This window comes from Carnobacterium inhibens subsp. inhibens DSM 13024 (genome assembly GCF_000746825.1).
Classification (GTDB): domain Bacteria; phylum Bacillota; class Bacilli; order Lactobacillales; family Carnobacteriaceae; genus Carnobacterium_B; species Carnobacterium_B inhibens.
Genome location: NZ_JQIV01000006.1, coordinates 1,835,497 through 1,853,375, shown reverse-complemented (window position 1 = coordinate 1,853,375; position 17,879 = coordinate 1,835,497). Strand labels below are relative to the sequence as shown.

Below are 17,879 nucleotides of genomic sequence, written 5' to 3'. Positions count from 1 at the left end.
ATTCGTTTAGCAAAACAAATAACTAATTTCACTATAAATCCTTTTTTCTTAACGAAATAGTTTTAAAATACTTTTTAATCTAAGTAAAAATAAATATTGGACTTACCTTCTTGTTTTGTGTGTTTGTAATCATTTGTATTCAAACCACCAATGACAAAATTTTGTTTTAAATAAAACTTACATGCTGCTAGATTATTATCTTGTCCAATCGTATAAATTCCAGCGTATCCTAAACTTCGAACTAATTTCAAACCGCTAGAAATTAATTCTTCCGCAATTCCTTTTCTACGAAATTCTTTATTCACTTTTAAATCGTATAGATACATATATTTACCTGGATCATTTTGAAAAATGGCTAAACCGATACAGTTTCCATTCTCATAAGCTCCTAGCACAAATCCATTTCTAGTAATCATTTCAAAACTATACTCTTCTTCTGGAAAAGTCATATAATAGGCTTCTGCAAACATCTCCGTTTCATAAGACCATTCCTCATTGTTTCGGTTAATGATCATACGACCAAAAACTTTGAAGGGTTCATTAGGTAACTGTAGATCTATTGCATATTCTTCAGTAATTTTACGATATTCAATACTCTTCATTAGGTGTATTCCTTTCAAAAGACATATTTTTGAGTTTTTTTACATATTAAGATGAAGTCATCTTTATTGAAAATCTTCAATAATTTCTGTCACAAAAATTTCTCCACCAATTAATACTTCAGTGAGATAATTTTCAGCAGGAGAACTCCAGTACTCTTTTGCTTGATCGATTTTTTCTAAAAAAGAACAATTTTCTAAAGACGGCAGGGAATCAGCGTTTCCTTTAAAAATCGGTCCAGAAGTTTTTAATTTGACAATTTGAAGAATCTCTCTGTTATAGGATTCAAACAACTCTTTCCATTCAAATATACCCTGCAGACTATCAGACCCATATAAACATTCGAACCTTGAAGGAAGCGTCGGAAAATATTCTAACCTAATCATTTCAGTAATGACTTCTCTAATGGCTCTTGAAGTATGAGATTGGGAGTTTTTTAAAAATGATAATTCAACATCATCAATCGATGAATCTAAACGATGGATTATCTGATCAACGGTCTCATTTGTTTTATTTTTAAAATTATTATCTAAAAAAAAGGAATACAGTCGATTTTTATGAGTTTTATCAAAAACAATTTTTTGACCAACATGCATCGGTTTTCTTGTTACTAAATGATAGTATTGCAAGTTCATAAACCTCCTTCTTTTAAGACCTGTTTTAGTATATATTTAAGTATTCAATAAAAATAATTTTTAGTGAAAGGCCTGTATATTTACTACAATGGAGCAAATAAATAATAACAATAAACAGCTATCAACAATATATTTGGAAACACACTTTAGTTTATCATTTTCAAATATTTTAATTGTTAATAGTATAACCTAAAGACCGACCAAAATAGTATATACTTTCATTTAATAATACAGTTATTAGGGCATGTTTCTTATCGTAACTGTTAAGATAGATCGTTACTATTTCGAAAATAGACCAATTTGACACTAAGAAGGAAAAATCATTTGACTAAATACGAGCCTTAGTTCATCTAAAACAGATGCCTTTCCATTTCGAGTTAGTGCAATGAGCTCTAATTTGACTAACTCAGAACCGCTTTCTATTTGAGTTGACGCAATACGGCTTAATTCGACTAACTCAAATCCTTTTTCCGTTTGAGTTGACGCAATAAGACTTAATTCGATTTACTCAAATCTATTTTCCGTTTGAGTAGCGGTAATAAAACTTTGTACGACTAACTTAGATTACATAATTTATGACTTAATAATATAGTTAATAATTAATTTTAAAAAGAACGCAGCCGTTTATATTTAGCAACCAGCGGTTTACATATGCTATTTTAAAAGGTTTGATTTTGAAATAACCCTATTTATTTTCTGTACAAATAAAAATAAGGCCACCCTATAGAAAACTTGAAGATTTCTATAGGGCGACCTTTTCATTCAACACTAAATTATTTTTTTAGTACTCGCATTGAGTTTATAACGGCAATAACCGTTACGCCAACATCTGCAAAAACAGCTTCCCACATGGTTGCAAAGCCAAATGCTCCTAGTATTAAGAAAAAACCTTTTACTGCAAGGGCTAAAATTATATTTTGCCATACAATTCTTCGAGTATCTTTTGCGACTTGCATGACTGTTCCAATTTTAGATGGTTTATCGTCCATTATAACGACATCAGCTGCTTCAATTGCTGCGTCTGAACCTAATCCTCCCATTGCGATCCCTATATCTGAACGGGCAAGTACAGGGGTATCATTGATTCCGTCACCAACAAAAGCTACTTTTTCTTTTGGACCTTTGCGTGCCATAATCTCTTCCATTTTATCTACTTTATCTTGTGGTAAAAGCTCTGCATAGAACTCGTCAATTCCTAATTCTTTAGCAACGGCTTCCCCTACTGATTTTGAGTCTCCCGTTAGCATAATAACGTGCTGTACGCCTTTTTCTTTCATTAATGCTATTCCTGCAGCAGCATCTTCCTTGATTGCGTCTGCAATCAAAATATGACCAGCATACTCTTTATCGACAGCTATATAAATAATGGTTCCAATTTTAGTTGATTCAGTGAATGAAATGTTGTATTTTTGCATTAATTTTGCATTTCCTGCCAATACTTCTTTCCCATCTACTATTGCTTGGATACCATGGCCTGAAATATCCTTATATTCCGTGATTCGGTTCTCATCAATTTGTTCTTCATATTTTTCTTTAATTGAATCAGCAATTGGATGTGAAGAATGAGTTTCAGCATATGCAGCTAATTCTAATAATTGGTGTTTATTCCATCCGTTTACAGGCTGAATATCCGTAATTTCAAATTTACCCTTTGTTAACGTTCCAGTCTTATCCATAATGACGTATTTAATATCATTCAATCCTTCTAAGAAGTTGCTTCCTTTCACTAAAATTCCTTTTTTTGAAGCTGCTCCAATCCCACCAAAGAAGCCCACAGGAATTGATACAACCAATGCACACGGACAAGAAATAACAAGGAAAATACTTGCTCGATAGATCCATTCATTAAATGTAGCCTCTGGAAAAACTAGTGGAGGAATAATCGCTAGCACTAAAGCCAGAATAACAACAACGGGTGTATAGTAACGCGCAAACTTCGTAATAAAGTTTTCAGTTGGAGCTTTTCGACCGCTTGCATTTTCTACTAAATCAAGGATTTTTGTAACTGTTGATTCAGAAAAAAGCTTCTCAACTTTCACTTCAATTAGACCATTTTTATTGATAAATCCACTCAATACACTGTCCTTTACTGCCACACTCCTAGGAACAGACTCACCCGTTAATGCAGAAGTATCCATTGATGACGTTCCAGTAATGATTTCCCCATCTAAAGGAACCTTTTCTCCTGGCCGTATGACAATCGTATCGCCAACTCTAATCGTGTCTGGCGATACGCTGCGCGTGCTGCCATCTGCTAGCTTTAGATTTGCATAGTCCGGTCTTATATCCATCAAATCAGCAATCGAGCGTCGTGATCTACTAACGGCGATATCTTGGAAAATTTCTCCTACTTGATAAAAGAGCATAACGGCTACCGCTTCTGGATATTCCTGAATATAAAAAGCACTTATCGTAGCGATAGTCATCAAAAAATTCTCATCAAACAGTTGTCCATTGAACATGTTTTTGATGGCTCTCCAGACCACATCGTATCCGGCTACAAGATAAGCTGCCACAAATAATCCTAAGGACACTATTTCATTCATAGGTACAAAATTCGCAGCCAGTAATAAAAGCAAAGAAAGGACCAACCGACTAATAGTAGTTTTCACATTGCCTTCTTCATGACTATGATCGTGTGAATGATGTGAGTCTTCTAGATGGCTTGTTCCTTTATTTTTATCTGATGCACGACCATCTTTTCCAATTGGAAGCTTAGTTGATTTAGAGAGCAACGTTACATCAGGTTCTAGTTTATTTATTTTTGATTTGATGACTGGCAGAATGTTCAACTCTTTTTGTTCGTCAACATCAAAACTAAGGGTCTTTGTCATATAATTAGCATTGCTGTTTGTGACGCCTTCAATTTTTGATACGCCATTTTCAATCTTATTAGCACAATTTGCACAATCTATACCCTCAAGTATCCATTCATGGCGTTTCTTTTCTTCAGACATAAAAATTCCTCCTGTACTTATTTCTAAATCGTAATAACTCTGTTTTACATATGATATTTTATTCATATGTTTCAAAAAAAGTATACCACGCATAAGAATAAAGTCAACAAGATTAGGCCGGTTTAAAACTACCTTTACACTACTTGCTTTTAGAAAAAAGCGTGCTATCCTTAACACATGAGACTTACTTCATGTATCCAAGGAGGTTAATCATGGCAAATAAAGAACCATCTATTTTAGATCCAGAAACACTTACATCCGTTAGTAAAATATTCAAAATTTTACAAAATGAAGCTAGACTTTCCATAATCTATTTATTAAAAGACCAAGAATTAAGTGTAGGAGAAATCACTAATTTAATAAATATGGAACAATCCGCTGTTTCTCATAAATTAAATGCACTAAAGAAAGCTCATTTAGTTAAAACTAGAAGAGACGGAAAAACCATTTTTTATAGTTTAGATGACGACCATGTTTTTAATCTATTAGAACAAGTTATCACACATAGTAAAGAATCCAACTAACTTTACAGCATTTTAGTTGGTTTATTACCCAAAGAGAAAGACCGCCCTAAACTATAAAGGCAGTCTTTCTCTTTAATCATTTAAATAACAATACAATAAAACAATCAGTCACAATAAACATTTGTACTATTCGATAATTCCATTAATTGTTCTTTAGTTGTTCTATTTAACGATAATTTAGGTAGATTATCTAAGTCAAAAAAATCTACGTCAGAAGTTTCGATGTTTTCTTTAAATATTCCGCCCGTAACTGTACAATAAAATACCAGTTTATAATACTGAAACATCTGAGGGATATCCTTTCGTAAGTTTGTATCAACTACAGCAATCAACACACAATCTTCCACAATTAAGCCCGTTTCCTCCATTACTTCTTTTATAATATTTTCTTTGGGTGTTAATCCGACTTCTGCATAACCCCCAGGCAATGCCCACTCTTTTGTCGTCAAATCTTCTACAAGCAATATTTTATTCTCTTTCTTGATAAACGCTCTAACATCAATTTTAGGAGTAGGGTATCCTTCACTAGAATCTATAATATTTTCCAACTTTTCAATTGGTTCATTTCCCAAATGGCTTATTAAATTCAATGACAGCTTTTGTAATTCTTCATAACGTTCTTTATCAAATGGATCTTTCCCATAAAATATTCCTGCCTCAGCTATTGAAAGCAATCTCCTATATTGTTCTAAGTAATTTAAAGTCAAATAAATCTAGTCCTTTCTTTAATCTTCCTCATTCATGAAATGATAAGCAAAATGATAAAACAGCTCCCATAATTCATACCAAATACGAGGATTTCTTCCCGTTATCTCTTCTATCTTTTGAATTCTATAATTCAATGTATTTCTGTGAATATGAAGTTCCAATGAAGTATCGTTGATGCTCTTATTATTTCGTGCAAAACAAACTAATGTTTCTGCATATTCTGGCGCTGCTTCTTTTATTTTTTTCAAAAGATCCTGATTTGGCGGAATAGAAAATGAAAATAAATTAGCTAAATAATAAGTATCCGTTCGTTCGATTCCTTTTTTCTTCCATTTAAAAAAGGAAAGCATCAAATGTGTTTGTTTGATATTTTGAAGAATAAGTCCAATATTTTTTTCATGTGTACTGATAATAATCAGCTCATCATTCCTTGTAGTTATTGGTTCCAGCGTTTCTAAAAAAATTATATATCCTTCATGCCATGCAAATACTTCTTTCTTATAGGCAACTGACCGTAAAACGTCTTTTCCTTCAGCAAAAACTCCATAATACAGCTTTCCTAGTTCTAATTTATAGTTTTCCCTTGCTTCTTTTTTTAATGATTCTGTATATACGCCATCCGAATCTATTAACTGCTTCAAAAAAGCTTTCTTCGCAACTCTATCTTCCTCTTTTTGCTTATAAATATTTAGTTCTTCAATAAGCAAAAGGGAAACAGTCTTGACAATTTTTGTAAACGGGCGAACTTCGTCAGGTTCACCTGTGATGCCCACCACTCCAATTATTTTATCTTCATAAATGATTGGCTCATTGGTTCCTTTTTTCTCTAGATGCGTATCATGGTAAACTTCAATGATCTTTTTTTCTTTGATCGCTCGTTCAGCTGCTCTATGCGAAGTTCCTATCCGATTACTGTCGCCACTTGCAATAATGATCCCTAAATCATTCATAATATTAATGTTATAAGGGATATCTCCCATCAGCTTGCTGACGATTAAACTAGCTTGTTTTTTAGTTAACAACTGCCCCTCTGCCACCTTTTCTATGCAAAAACCAGTTTAGAAATGACAACTTCTAAACTGGTTCTTGACCGACATATACGTTAAAGTATCTTACTTTAGACTTAAAATATCAAGTTTTCTGTTTATTTTATTCCTAAATCAGGACTATATACCATTGGCCAAATATAATATTCGAGCAATGTTTTCACAAGTTCGTTCTAGATTTGATTCTCCGTTTTTCAAAGCTTCCTCAATTGGTTCTGCTTTTGCCATAATACCAAAAATTGCCGTCATTCCTTCATCATAAAGCACTTCTACATCTTTTCCGACATACCCAGCACAAGCAAAGACTGGTTTTTGGTAGTGTTTTGCAACTTTTGCAACTCCATATGGTGCTTTGCCAAATTTAGTTTGGAAATCCATTCCTCCTTCACCTGTAAAAACAAAATCTGCACCAGCAATATGTGCTTCTAATTCATTGATTTCGATAACAATATCAATGCCAGGTTTTAATATTGCATTGGTAAAAGCAAGTAAACCAGCACCTAAACCACCTGCTGCTCCAGATCCAGGTAAGTGTTCAATTGTTTTTTGAACATCTCTTTGAATAATCTGTGCGTAGTGTTTCAAATTAGCATCTAACTGTTCTACCATTTCAGGAGTAGCTCCCTTTTGAGGACCAAAAACATTAGAAGCCCCATGTTCACCTGTCAAAGGATTCGTAACATCACTAGCAATTTCTATTTCAATATCTTTTATGCGGGGGTCTAGTTCAGAAGTATCAATTGAAGCTAAAAGATTTAAAGATCCTCCTCCTTGAGGAACGGGTTGTCCATTTTGATCTAGAAATTTCACACCTAACGCTTCAGCCATTCCAGCTCCGCCGTCGTTTGTTACACTGCCGCCAATTCCAATAATAATTTTTTCTACACCTTCATCAAGAGCTGCTTTGATTAATTCACCCGTACCATATGTAGACGTGATGAGTGGATTTCGTCGCTCTTTTGCTAACAGTTCGATCCCATTTGCTTTCGCCATTTCAATAACAGCCGTTTTGCAGTCACCTAAAATGCCATAATATGCTGTTACTTTTTCTTGGAAAATCGGTCCAGATACTTCAACTTCGATCCTTCTTCCTTGTGTTGCATCTACTAACGAATCCACTGTTCCTTCGCCACCATCAGCCATAGGAACAAGTTTGATCTCCGCATCTGTAAAAACTTTCTTGATTCCTCTAGCCATTGCTTCACAGGCTTCTTTTGCGCTCATGCTTTCTTTAAAAGAATCAGGTGCCACCACAAATGTTTTCTTCATTTTTTATTTTCCTCTTTTCTTTTGATTAATTAAGGATAAATCCATACAACACTGTTGCGACTACAGCCATTACCCCACCTATACACATTTCATATGGAATAACTTTCATTCTTTCTTTAATTGTCATATGCATACTATTTGCCGTAATATGGAAATAATTTCCTTGAGGAACACTATCAATAACGGTTGCTCCTGTATGAACCATTACAGATGCTGCTAAAGAAGAAGTTCCGGTATTTAAAATTGCCTCTCCGAATGAGCCAGTAGCAAGAATGACGGCCGTAGAAGTTGATCCTACTGCTAATCCCATCAAAATACCTGAGATTGGTGCTAAGAATGTACCTGAAATTCCTATCATTTCAATTACTTTTACTACTTGAACAGACAGATCAGATGCAGATATCAGTCCTGCAATCGCTCCAGCACCTATCAGAATTAGAACCGTATCTGTTACGCGTTTAATTCCTGAAGAAGCATATTCACTGATTTTATTCGCATGTCCCATTGCAATCGTTCCTACAATTGAAGCAAAAGGTAATATATACAATGCGTCTATTTTTAAATTTGCAATAGCATCTATTTTTAGGACTGTTCCGATTGGATTGATCAACAATAAGAAAATTGATAATCCTGGAGCGACTAATGCTTTTCTCAAAGGCATTAATTCTTTTGTTTCTTGCTTCAGAATATCTCTATCTCTTACCATTTCACCTTTATTTTTGATTGCATTTGCAATAATAACAGCAGTTACAAGTCCAAATACAGCGGGGATAAAACCAGCTAACATGACACTGCTTAAGTTTAAATCGAAACCATTTGCTGCAGCAATCGTATTTGGGTTTGGAGAAATAATATTTCCAGCTTTTCCCCCGCCCGATAAAGCCGTTAATAAGGCAATCTTACTGATACCTGTTTGTTTCCCTACAGACAATGCAATAGGGGCAACAATCAATACAGCTACTGGAATGAATACACCCACTGCAGTAATGATCATAGTTGAAAGAGCCAAAGATAAAATAGCTTTTTGATCCCCTAGTTTAGTAACGATCGCATTTGCAATCGACTCCGCTGCACCGGATTCCATCATTACTCCTGCCAACATACCTGCTGCAAGAACTCGAATAGCTGTTCCAATAATGCTTTGTGTCCCATTAATTAAAATATCTATCGTTGTAACCAATGAAGCTCCACCAATCAATGAACCAATAATTGCTCCAAAGAATAAAGAATATACAGGATTAAATTTTTTCAAAATAAGTATAATTGCAACGAGTAACCCAATAATCGCTGCAAACCAAGGAATCGTACTATCTACCATATCTAAAACATCTCCTAACATTTGTCTGTGTGCGCTTACATTATATTTTTCATTTCATCAAAAATCTATTGTCATACTAACAAAAGTAATTGTGCAAATGCACAAAACCAACCTCGTCAAGCCTTTGATTTACGATGTGTGAAAAACTCAGAATTTATCACCTCTTTATTACTAAATACGTCACCCTTTTCTAAAAAACTAGATTTTCATTTTCAGTCCAATAAAAAACGAAATTTTTCACTTAATTAAATCATCCATTGTTAAAATATAACCCATAAAGTATAGTCAACCGTCTTTACTTTCGGTATGATAGAGAAAAGCAAGGTTTCAAGGAGGAGTAAACATGGCATTAGGCGAGCGCCTAAAAGAAAGTAGGGTCAATAAAGGGTTTTCCCAAGGAGATGTGGCGGAATATTTAAATATTTCAAGACAATCGATTTCAAAATGGGAAAATAATAATAGTTATCCTGACTTAGACAATTTAGTAAAGTTAAGTACATATTATGAAGTTTCAATTGATGAATTGCTGAAAGAAAATCAAAACCTTAAGAAAAAAATTGAAATAAATGAACTTGAAATTGAAGAATCTAACAAAAAGATAGATTCTATTTGGAGGAATACTGAAAAAGATGAAGGACTCATACTTCTAATCCTTGCTTTTATGGGTTGCTTAATTGCTCCATTCGGTTTATTTGTAGCGCCAATTGTAATGAAACGAAATAAAAAAACAAATACACTGCATAAATTTGTTTACTTTGCGTGTGCTTGTAGTTTATTAGTTAATGCATTTGTTATTTATAGTATTACTGGGGACTATTTAGGCTGGGGAACTACAACTGTTGAGTATCTTGGCGAATAAACTCTATGTAAAAACTAGTAACATAAGCACTCTAAATAAAAAAGAGATCGAGACAAATTAAACTGTCTCGATCTTTTTTTAGCCATATCACAGTATCTATAAATACTTGCCAACAATTTGTTACTTTAACAAACATCCTTTTACACCGATGCAAATTACCATCTTTACCTTTTCACTTTAATAGTAAAAGTTAAAACCAACAACAATATATACTTTTCACAAACCAGGTCACAGAAAAACGGAACCGCAAGTGATTTGCTGAACAATATCAAGTATAATATAAATTTGAACGAATGTAAAAACAATCACTAGTTAAAAGGAGATACTCCAATGAAAAGAAGTTTACTTGCTACGGTAAAGATTTTCTATATAAGTGTCGTTTTAATATTTTTGATTTATTTACTAGCTATTTTTACAAGTCTTAGTTTTAACAAAACAATTCATTATTCTTCTGTTGGTTTGACTGTCCTTGCAATAATACTTTCTGGAGCTTTCGTTAGCGGTGATAGACAACGCTGTAATTATTATTCAAATCCGGTAAACACAACAAAATCTATTTTTTATAGTTGGAAAATATTAATTTTCGCCCTACCCTTTTATTTAGTTTTGCTCGTTGACTATCTTTCTTAATTGCTTCTGGTAGTAACCTCATAGCTTTGTTCATGATTCAGTTATCCATGCTGCGTTAATTTATAACGCTGCAATTTATTCATTCTCATTTTCAAGCTTTTCATTACTAGTAAAGGATTTTTTTGTCCCGTCACTATAAGTATAGTTAACTTCTATTTTTATTTCATCGCCCGTTCTAAAATGACTACTATCAATAATAAAACCTGTGTTCTCTTCGATCTTATCAGTATCCCTAAAGAAATCAACATTTTGCGCAAACGAATAGATTAGTTTACTTTCTTTATCATAAATACCAAAATTAATACTCTTTATGTTTTCATCCTGAAATTTCAAATAATAGTTGTCTTCAATATATATTTGGCCTTTAGTACTGATGATATTAAAATTTTTCACGGAAACTTCTCCATTAGATATGGGAATGGAAAATACTTCTAATTGTTCTTTTTTTTGAGTACAAGACGCTAGAAATAAAAGTACAGTTAACATAAAAACACCTTTTTTATGTCTGTTATTCAAAAATATACCTCCCTTTTTTATAAGAAGCAATTGTCTGCTCCTAATTTTTATTCTGAGCTGTAATGTACTAAAAATGAAGACCATTACATTTAATCATTAGTTGTTCCTGGCTATAACTATTATCAACTATTTTTACTAACTTTTATAGAACCTAGTCGTTTACACAATAGCAACTATTTGTTGCACGAGTAGTTTTATTGATTTTATCCCCTAATGTAAACCAATGCGTGCTAAACGCAACCACTGGCTTATAGCCAAAGGTGCTTACTTTCAGGTACGATAAAGAAAAATAAGATACGAGGAGGAAAAGTTGTGGCATTAGGAGAACGTTTAAAAGAAAGCAGAATCAATAAAGGTTTTTCCCAAGGAAATGTGGCGGAATATTTAAGCATTTCCAGACAGTCAATTTCAAAATGGGAAAATGGCAATAGCTATCCTGATTTGGATAATCTAGTAAAACTGAGTGTTTACTATGAAGTATCCATAGACGAATTGCTGAAAGAAAACCAAGTGCTTAAAAAAAAAATCGAAACAAATGAACTTAAGATCCAAGAAAATTATCGAAAATTAGATTTTATTCGTGGAACAAGTGAAAACGATGAAGGTTTAATGTTATTGGTTCTTTCTATTCTCAGTTTCTTAATCGCACCTTTAGGTTTAATTGTCTCCCCTCTTCTCATCATTAGAAATAAAAAAACAAACACACTATATAAGGTAGTCTACATAGCGTGTATTTGTTGTATAGCATTTAATTTGTTCATTGGATACGGTATTTTAAGCGATATTTTCGGCTGGGGGACGGTTACTGTTGAGTACCTTGGCGAGTAATGACTAATACGTTATCGAAATACTGCTTCCTGCCAACTTAGCTCTTAAGTTTATAGAGGTCTCTGCAAGTAATATTGTTCGCTTTAAATAATAAGTGGCTTGTGTAGAACTATCTACTTTCAATAATAAACTTTTAAAGCTTCCAGTGAAGGCTGTTGCTGAAGCAGAGTGTGCTCGTGTAATTTTATTATTACTTACATCAATTTTGTAACTAGCTTTCCATTGTAATGCTTTTTCTTTTGTAATTTTATATGTACCACTCTTAACAGCACTTGCCATAATAAAAAATTGAGGCTCTTCTTCAATGGTAATGGTATAGGTCTCTCCTAGATCATTCTCAACTTCAAACTGCTGTAGTCCACCTTGATTTAAATCATAGAAAACACTACTCTCTGGTGATGGAAAAGATTCTTCAGCTTGTACCTTTGTTGCAGTAAAAAAACTAAAAAAAGCAAGACTACTTAAAAGAAAGATTAATTTTTTCAAATGAATTCCTCCAACTATTTTTTTAGTAACATATAAAATATAGCAGATAAAGTTGTATTAATAACTATTTATTTCATTTAAAAGAATATTTAGTAACTATTACCGTCACAAATTAGTTATAAAAAATAATATGAATTGAAGGGATATAGAAATGAGAGAGAACCTTACATTAAAAAAAATTATCATGTTATTTATCATCTCATTTGCAGTGCTTTTTATAGAGATCTATTTCTTTACAAACAGCAATGGTCTATCAGGTGCAATAATCAGAACAATCGCTATGCAGTCTTTAGTTTTTGTTCCTATATTTATTTTAAAGATAGTAAAAAAATATAATAATTATTAAGGTGTAATCAATGAGTAGTTATACATAAAAAGATTCTACTCCCTACGACACTTGAATTTTCAGAGTAATCTGAATTAACGACATTTGTAATTTTATTGCACATCAAACCTAATAAAAGTTGTTGAATTTATATTGAATAGACATTGCAGCTCATTTAAAAGTCTTTTCTTCTAATAAAAGCGACACATGATTTTGTTTATCATACCTCGAAATCATGCATTAGATCCCTATACAAAAAAGAACCCTATTAGAACAGTATTCTTGATACCTGATTTTATCCAATTTCATGTATCGTGCTTATCTTAATTTTAAAATAAGCACGATAAAAGAAAGTCAGACATAGAATGATGAGTTTGATATAATCTAAACAATACAATTCAACTATTAAAAGAAAGGTTGTTTTTTATCAAAAAGAAATAGTATTTTTTACTGTTAGCATTTTATTATTGATATTATTAATCTTACCGAAAGTTATAAAGCCTGATAAAACATTACAGGTTTGAAGCCAAATGAGTGAATCAAGCTATGAATTTTCTGAAGAAATAAAAGATAAAGAAAAAATAGCAGAATTTGAAAATTGGTTTGATAAAATTAATTTTACAGAGGAAATAGACAAGCCAGATGGGTATGCAGATATCATATTGCAAATACGTCATTACAAAGAAGGCACATCTACACATCCTATTAGTATATGGTTGGATGGAAATGAATCGACCGTAATAAATGGGATAGGCTCAGAAGATAGAGTAGGTAAAATATCTAGTTCTCAATTAGATGATTTGCGAGATATCATAGATTTAAAATGATTAGATTGTCTATTTTCAGCTGCCATTGGTCTCGTTATCGTTGGTTGGAGTTGGTCTAAAATGGGCGGTATTGCCGATTATTGGGTTGTTCAAGGAAAAAAAGAAGCAATTCTTTCTTAAAATATATAAATATTCTTCTCTTTCTTTCCAAACTTATCTTATGTTTGATAAGAGTCTACTCTTGTCAGACAGTTACCAAGTATTTATTTTATTAAATTTATGCTGTTGTTTATAACTATCTGTTAAGTAATTTAGAAATAAGATAAAAAAGAAGTATCAAAATAATAAAATTAATTTGAAAGGAGTTTGTTTTCGTGAAAAATTATTTCTTTGGAGTTTGTGCGTTAATTTTGTTTTTTATAGCGGGATGCTCCAATACTTCTCAAGAAGAAGCAGAACAAACAATTATCGATCAAAATAGTACTATTATGGGAACGGCTAAAATTATCTCTACAGAAAAAAAAGATGGCGAGTATTATATTGATTGGTTAAATGAAAAAGATGGTTCTAAAGGTATAAGTAAAGTTTCTGCAGACGGTGAAATTACAGTTATCGAAGCAGAAGTTCAGTAACTAAAAATTAGAAACGATAATGAATCTTACATAGATAAAACAATTTTAAGAATGTATGTTTAAAATATTGTGATAAATTTAATGTTGTTTAGATAAAGAAAAGAGGCGGTATTCTTGTTCGCAATGCAACCATTTTACGCTATCGTAGTTGGAATCGTTTATATTGGAAGTATTTATTTATTGGTCAGAAAAGAAAAGAAATATATTTCTTTTAGCATTACTATTTTTTCATCTCTTTTACAACTCTCATTTCTCTTTCTTTGGTTTGAAAAATTGGTTTTTTTAATGACTACCCAAAATGTAGGGTTTCAGGCATATGAGAAATTTTCCACATTTGTTACTACTTCCTATTTTGTGTTGTTTATACCTCAATTAGTTATTTTTGCATGGTATGGAATAAAAAAAATAGGAGCACAAGATCAATTTCCCTTATTGAAAGTAATCTTCATAATTTTTTATGTAGGTGCATTAGCTGGAATTTTAATACTGGGACAGCCTATTTTTGAAATTTTATATTATGGATTTGCTCCTTGAGATAGGTATAAGTAAAAAAAAGCACTTAAAAATTAAATATAATTCAACAAAATTTTGATAGACTTTTAAGCAATTTCAGATATTTATTTGAGATATAATTTAAATAGGCAATTAGGAAAAGAGAAATGGAGGGGTTATAATTGCTTAAGAAAAACACAAAGTTTTTTTCAACATTAAGTATCATTTTTGTATCAACTTATATTGTTCTATTCTCATCAAATAGCTTAACCATAATAGGGGCATATAATATATGGTTTGCATTTTCAATATGTGTTTTTCTATCCGCTGGGGGGCTTATTTTATCTATTTTATCAATTATTGCAAAGAGAAAACATATTGCTCTTTACTTTGTAGTATTATTCTCGTTTCTATTAATTCTTTTTACAATTTTCTTATATCTTCTACCTGAAGCCGGGATACCGCCTGCTATACCACTGTTTTCCGATTAAGTATTGAATATATTTGTAGAACAAAAAAGACTAACAACTTGTACCTGAGTTGATGATTACTCTTTTTTTACTTTTAGTTTTTGGCTTATTTAAATGTATCTCAATCCTACATTTCACCATATTGATTCAAGCTCTCTTTAGTAGAATTGGTTAACATCAGTGAGGTTATTACATCGTTTTTTTGCACTATACTATCCACTAATTAAGTCGCTTTTGATACTTACTTAAACAACTTACAATTTTGCTAGTTATACTTCAGTAAGTTACAGATAAAGATATTCCTATAAAAAAATAATTTACGCATCTAACCACTTTTATGTGTTTACTAAAAGTTATAATTTGTTATACTTTTGTTTATGCAAAATATATATGGACACAGCAATTATCAGTTTATATTTTTTTGTTTTCAAGTTTGGTTTTTAGGAGGGTCTTTGTGAATTATTTTTTTGAATGGATTGAACGAAGAAGTAAAGAAAAGGGAAAAGAATCACGAGCTGCTTTCGGTACAGTAGCTGGGCAGATAGGCTTATTATCTAATTTCCTATTATTTGGAATGAAATTGTTAATTGGCTTATTTTCAGGAAGTGTTTCTATTATAGCGGATGCGATGAACAACTTGTCGGATTCAGCTTCTTCGGTTTTAACATTGATTGGCTTTCGGATAGCTGCTAAGCCAGCAGATAAAGAACATCCCTATGGTCATCAGCGTTCAGAATACATCACAGGCATGATCATTTCTTTAATCATTCTGTTTGTCGGTGGTCAATTTTTAAGAACATCGATTGAACGTATTTTGCAGCCAGAAAGTTTACAAACCTCTCCCTTGATGTTTATTATTTTAGTGTCATCAATAGGTATCAAAGTTGTTCAAGGTTACTTTTACCAGGAAACCGCGCGACATATCGGATCAAAAACATTGTTAGCTAGCGCAAAAGACAGCTTTAATGATGTTTACACAACAGTTGCTGTATTAGTCTCGGCTGCAGTTGAACACCTAACAGGCTGGCAGATTGATGGTTATACAGGACTGCTAATTGCTTTTTATATTATCTTTAGTGGTATTCAAATGCTCAGCGAATTTATTAATGATTTACTTGGAAAACGTCCAAGCGAGGAAGAACTCACAAAAATGATTGCTTATCTAGATAATCACCAATCCATCATTGGCTACCACGACTTGTTGATCCATAGTTATGGTCCTGAGAAAACATTTGCAACTATCCATATTGAGATTGATGACAGTTGGAGTCTTACTCAAGCCCATGTAGTGATCAATGCCATTGAAAAAGAATTCAAAGCAGAACTGGGAATTAACTTAGTCTGCCATTTGGATCCCATTGATATCCATAGTGAAGAACAAACAAATGTATACAGACTCGTCAAACAATTATTGAAATCCTACAACTTAAATCTGCAATTCCATGATTTTCGTATTGAAAAAAAAGGGACTCGCCCGATTATTCAATTCGACGTGGTCGTCCCAGAAGACATTAAACTAACAAATGAACAGCTTCTAGACAAAATCGAAAAAGATATTAACAAACATATAGGGTTATATGAGATTGACCTTATTTTCGATAGGAACTATTTATTGAAAAAGTAGATGATACAAATAAAGGAGAGAAATGAAAAATATGGTTAATTTCATTTTAAAAATTACATTATTAGCAATCCTATTTTGCACAAACACATTTTCAACTATTATAAATTTAATTTCAAAAGAGTTTGGAACAGATGAGAAATAACGAGATTCTAAATAAAACAACCTGACGATTAATAATATCATCAGGTTGTTTTATTTTTAGCAATGTATATGCTTTTTATATCTTGAAACATTGGATTAGCTATGCCATTTTTCGACCTATTAATTCCTGTCTAACAGTTGAGAAATGATCTCAGAACTGCCTGGCATAAATAGCACTAACGAAATGAAAATAAAGACAATACCAAGAATAAACAACATCACTACAATCTTAACCGAACGTGAAACATCATTCTTAGCCGCACCTGCTCCAATAAGAGCTATACCTGCAAAGAGTATGAGAAAATACCAAAAGCCCATTTTGATTCCTGCTTTCTTTAAATTATTTGCCATCATAGATTATGCTTATTTATTATTACGTTTAAACGTGAAATAAATTTGGATTAAAAAGACTACTCCTGAATAAAAGGATAAGACGAGCAGCATATTATCTGTTGCTAGGTTAAATTGATCGTATAAAACTCCCGAAAAAAAGTTAGCTGAAACCATAAGCAATAGTAGGCCTAGCGAAAGGATCAAATCGATTACCCTTAGCATTAAAGAAGACTCTTTTCTAAAACCGATTACTTTTACTAGATTTAAGGTTATTAAAATACTTGCTATGACGAATACGCCTGAAAACATCCACCAGTATGAATCAAAAAAATGTGTCATCATTACATTATCCTCCTCTTTATCTTTTATATGTTTACAATTCCTATTGAACCAATATACTGAGTTCATTGCAACAGAAAACCTTAATATATAAGCAATCTTAAACAATATTTAAGATAATACAACGGTCGTTCTATAATAGTCGGCCAAGGCGAGAATCTTTTGTATCGATTGAAAATTTTATAGATTTTTTAAAACAAGATTGACAAATTGTCTTCACTTCATCTATACTAATGACAATCTCATAACAACTTACAATGAAAGAGCATAGTAACATTTGGTCCCTGTTCAATAGAAAGCCTGTGGTTGATGAAAATAGGCACAAACCAATTTGTGAAGTACACTCCGGAGTAACTTGATTAACCTCAAGCGTATTACTA

19 protein-coding genes and 1 other annotated feature (1 of these 20 running past the window's edge) are annotated in these 17,879 nt (G+C 32.3%); of the genes, 8 read left to right on the top strand and 11 right to left on the bottom strand.

The window, feature by feature from the left end; translation table 11 throughout:
- Positions 1-74 precede the first annotated feature (74 nt).
- The 3 genes from BR65_RS10060 to BR65_RS10050 all read right to left on the bottom strand — a co-directional run bounded on the left by BR65_RS10060 (position 75) and on the right by BR65_RS10050 (position 4,192).
- Positions 75-602, bottom strand: coding sequence for a GNAT family N-acetyltransferase (locus BR65_RS10060; RefSeq protein WP_034538054.1), 528 nt, complete (start codon positions 600-602; stop codon positions 75-77).
- Between the two features lie 63 nt (positions 603-665).
- Positions 666-1,235: a DUF2441 domain-containing protein gene (locus tag BR65_RS10055; protein ID WP_034538052.1), complete on the bottom strand. Its 570-nt coding sequence runs from the start codon at positions 1,233-1,235 to the stop codon at positions 666-668.
- Between the two features lie 773 nt (positions 1,236-2,008).
- Positions 2,009-4,192: a heavy metal translocating P-type ATPase gene (locus BR65_RS10050; RefSeq protein WP_034538050.1), complete on the bottom strand. Its 2,184-nt coding sequence runs from the start codon at positions 4,190-4,192 to the stop codon at positions 2,009-2,011.
- Between the two features lie 212 nt (positions 4,193-4,404).
- Between BR65_RS10050 and BR65_RS10045 the strand changes: the two genes are divergently transcribed.
- Positions 4,405-4,716, top strand: coding sequence for an ArsR/SmtB family transcription factor (locus BR65_RS10045; protein ID WP_023176595.1), 312 nt, complete (start codon positions 4,405-4,407; stop codon positions 4,714-4,716).
- Between the two features lie 104 nt (positions 4,717-4,820).
- Here the strand turns inward: BR65_RS10045 and BR65_RS10040 are convergent, their stop codons facing one another.
- The 4 genes from BR65_RS10040 to BR65_RS10025 all read right to left on the bottom strand — a co-directional run bounded on the left by BR65_RS10040 (position 4,821) and on the right by BR65_RS10025 (position 9,057).
- Positions 4,821-5,423 carry an NUDIX hydrolase N-terminal domain-containing protein gene (locus BR65_RS10040; RefSeq protein ID WP_034538049.1) on the bottom strand — a complete coding sequence of 201 codons (603 nt, stop codon included), beginning with the start codon at positions 5,421-5,423 and terminating at the stop codon, positions 4,821-4,823.
- 18 nt (positions 5,424-5,441) lie between these two features.
- Complete coding sequence (locus BR65_RS10035; protein WP_023176592.1) at positions 5,442-6,446, bottom strand: CdaR family transcriptional regulator; 1,005 nt, start codon at positions 6,444-6,446, stop codon at positions 5,442-5,444.
- A 144-nt stretch (positions 6,447-6,590) separates the two neighbouring features.
- Positions 6,591-7,739 carry a glycerate kinase family protein gene (locus BR65_RS10030; RefSeq protein ID WP_034538048.1) on the bottom strand — a complete coding sequence of 383 codons (1,149 nt, stop codon included), beginning with the start codon at positions 7,737-7,739 and terminating at the stop codon, positions 6,591-6,593.
- Between the two features lie 25 nt (positions 7,740-7,764).
- On the bottom strand, positions 7,765-9,057 hold the full coding sequence (locus tag BR65_RS10025) for a GntP family permease (protein WP_034538047.1): 1,293 nt from the start codon (positions 9,055-9,057) through the stop codon (positions 7,765-7,767).
- Between the two features lie 343 nt (positions 9,058-9,400).
- Here BR65_RS10025 and BR65_RS10020 point away from each other — a divergent pair, with 343 nt between their 5' ends.
- Together BR65_RS10020 and BR65_RS10015 are read left to right on the top strand one after the other, a co-directional pair.
- Positions 9,401-9,916: a helix-turn-helix domain-containing protein gene (locus tag BR65_RS10020; protein ID WP_023176587.1), complete on the top strand. Its 516-nt coding sequence runs from the start codon at positions 9,401-9,403 to the stop codon at positions 9,914-9,916.
- A gap of 330 nt (positions 9,917-10,246) precedes the next feature.
- On the top strand, positions 10,247-10,546 hold the full coding sequence (locus tag BR65_RS10015) for a DUF5316 family protein (protein ID WP_023176585.1): 300 nt from the start codon (positions 10,247-10,249) through the stop codon (positions 10,544-10,546).
- Positions 10,547-10,621: 75 nt separating this feature from the next.
- Here the strand turns inward: BR65_RS10015 and BR65_RS10010 are convergent, their stop codons facing one another.
- Positions 10,622-11,062, bottom strand: a complete 441-nt coding sequence (locus tag BR65_RS10010) for a hypothetical protein (protein WP_156098864.1) — start codon at positions 11,060-11,062, stop codon at positions 10,622-10,624.
- Positions 11,063-11,374: 312 nt separating this feature from the next.
- Here BR65_RS10010 and BR65_RS10005 point away from each other — a divergent pair, with 312 nt between their 5' ends.
- Positions 11,375-11,890 carry a helix-turn-helix domain-containing protein gene (locus tag BR65_RS10005; RefSeq protein ID WP_023176582.1) on the top strand — a complete coding sequence of 172 codons (516 nt, stop codon included), beginning with the start codon at positions 11,375-11,377 and terminating at the stop codon, positions 11,888-11,890.
- A gap of 3 nt (positions 11,891-11,893) precedes the next feature.
- On the opposite strand, the gene BR65_RS10000 is transcribed toward BR65_RS10005, so the two are convergent.
- Entirely contained in the window at positions 11,894-12,376 is a 483-nt protein-coding gene (locus BR65_RS10000) for a DUF5626 family protein (protein WP_034538045.1), read from the bottom strand.
- Between the two features lie 855 nt (positions 12,377-13,231).
- On the opposite strand from BR65_RS10000, the gene BR65_RS09990 reads away from it, so the two are divergent.
- The 4 genes from BR65_RS09990 (at position 13,232) to BR65_RS09970 (ending at position 16,686) form a co-directional block, all read left to right on the top strand.
- Complete coding sequence (locus BR65_RS09990) at positions 13,232-13,528, top strand: hypothetical protein (protein WP_023176576.1); 297 nt, start codon at positions 13,232-13,234, stop codon at positions 13,526-13,528.
- A 314-nt stretch (positions 13,529-13,842) separates the two neighbouring features.
- Positions 13,843-14,100, top strand: coding sequence for a hypothetical protein (locus tag BR65_RS09985; RefSeq protein WP_023176575.1), 258 nt, complete (start codon positions 13,843-13,845; stop codon positions 14,098-14,100).
- Between the two features lie 180 nt (positions 14,101-14,280).
- The gene (locus BR65_RS09980; protein ID WP_156098863.1) at positions 14,281-14,634 is read left to right on the top strand and encodes a hypothetical protein; all 354 of its coding nucleotides are present in this window, start codon (positions 14,281-14,283) and stop codon (positions 14,632-14,634) included.
- A gap of 882 nt (positions 14,635-15,516) precedes the next feature.
- Positions 15,517-16,686, top strand: a complete 1,170-nt coding sequence (locus tag BR65_RS09970) for a cation diffusion facilitator family transporter (RefSeq protein ID WP_034538044.1) — start codon at positions 15,517-15,519, stop codon at positions 16,684-16,686.
- A gap of 261 nt (positions 16,687-16,947) precedes the next feature.
- Here BR65_RS09970 and BR65_RS09965 read toward each other — a convergent pair whose 3' ends face one another.
- On the bottom strand, positions 16,948-17,181 hold the full coding sequence (locus BR65_RS09965) for a hypothetical protein (protein WP_023176566.1): 234 nt from the start codon (positions 17,179-17,181) through the stop codon (positions 16,948-16,950).
- Positions 17,182-17,190: 9 nt separating this feature from the next.
- Positions 17,191-17,502 (bottom strand): hypothetical protein, encoded by a 312-nt coding sequence (locus BR65_RS09960; protein WP_023176564.1) that lies wholly within the window; start codon positions 17,500-17,502, stop codon positions 17,191-17,193.
- A 245-nt stretch (positions 17,503-17,747) separates the two neighbouring features.
- Positions 17,748-17,879 (top strand) — a binding site (T-box leader) (it continues 85 nt past the right edge of the window).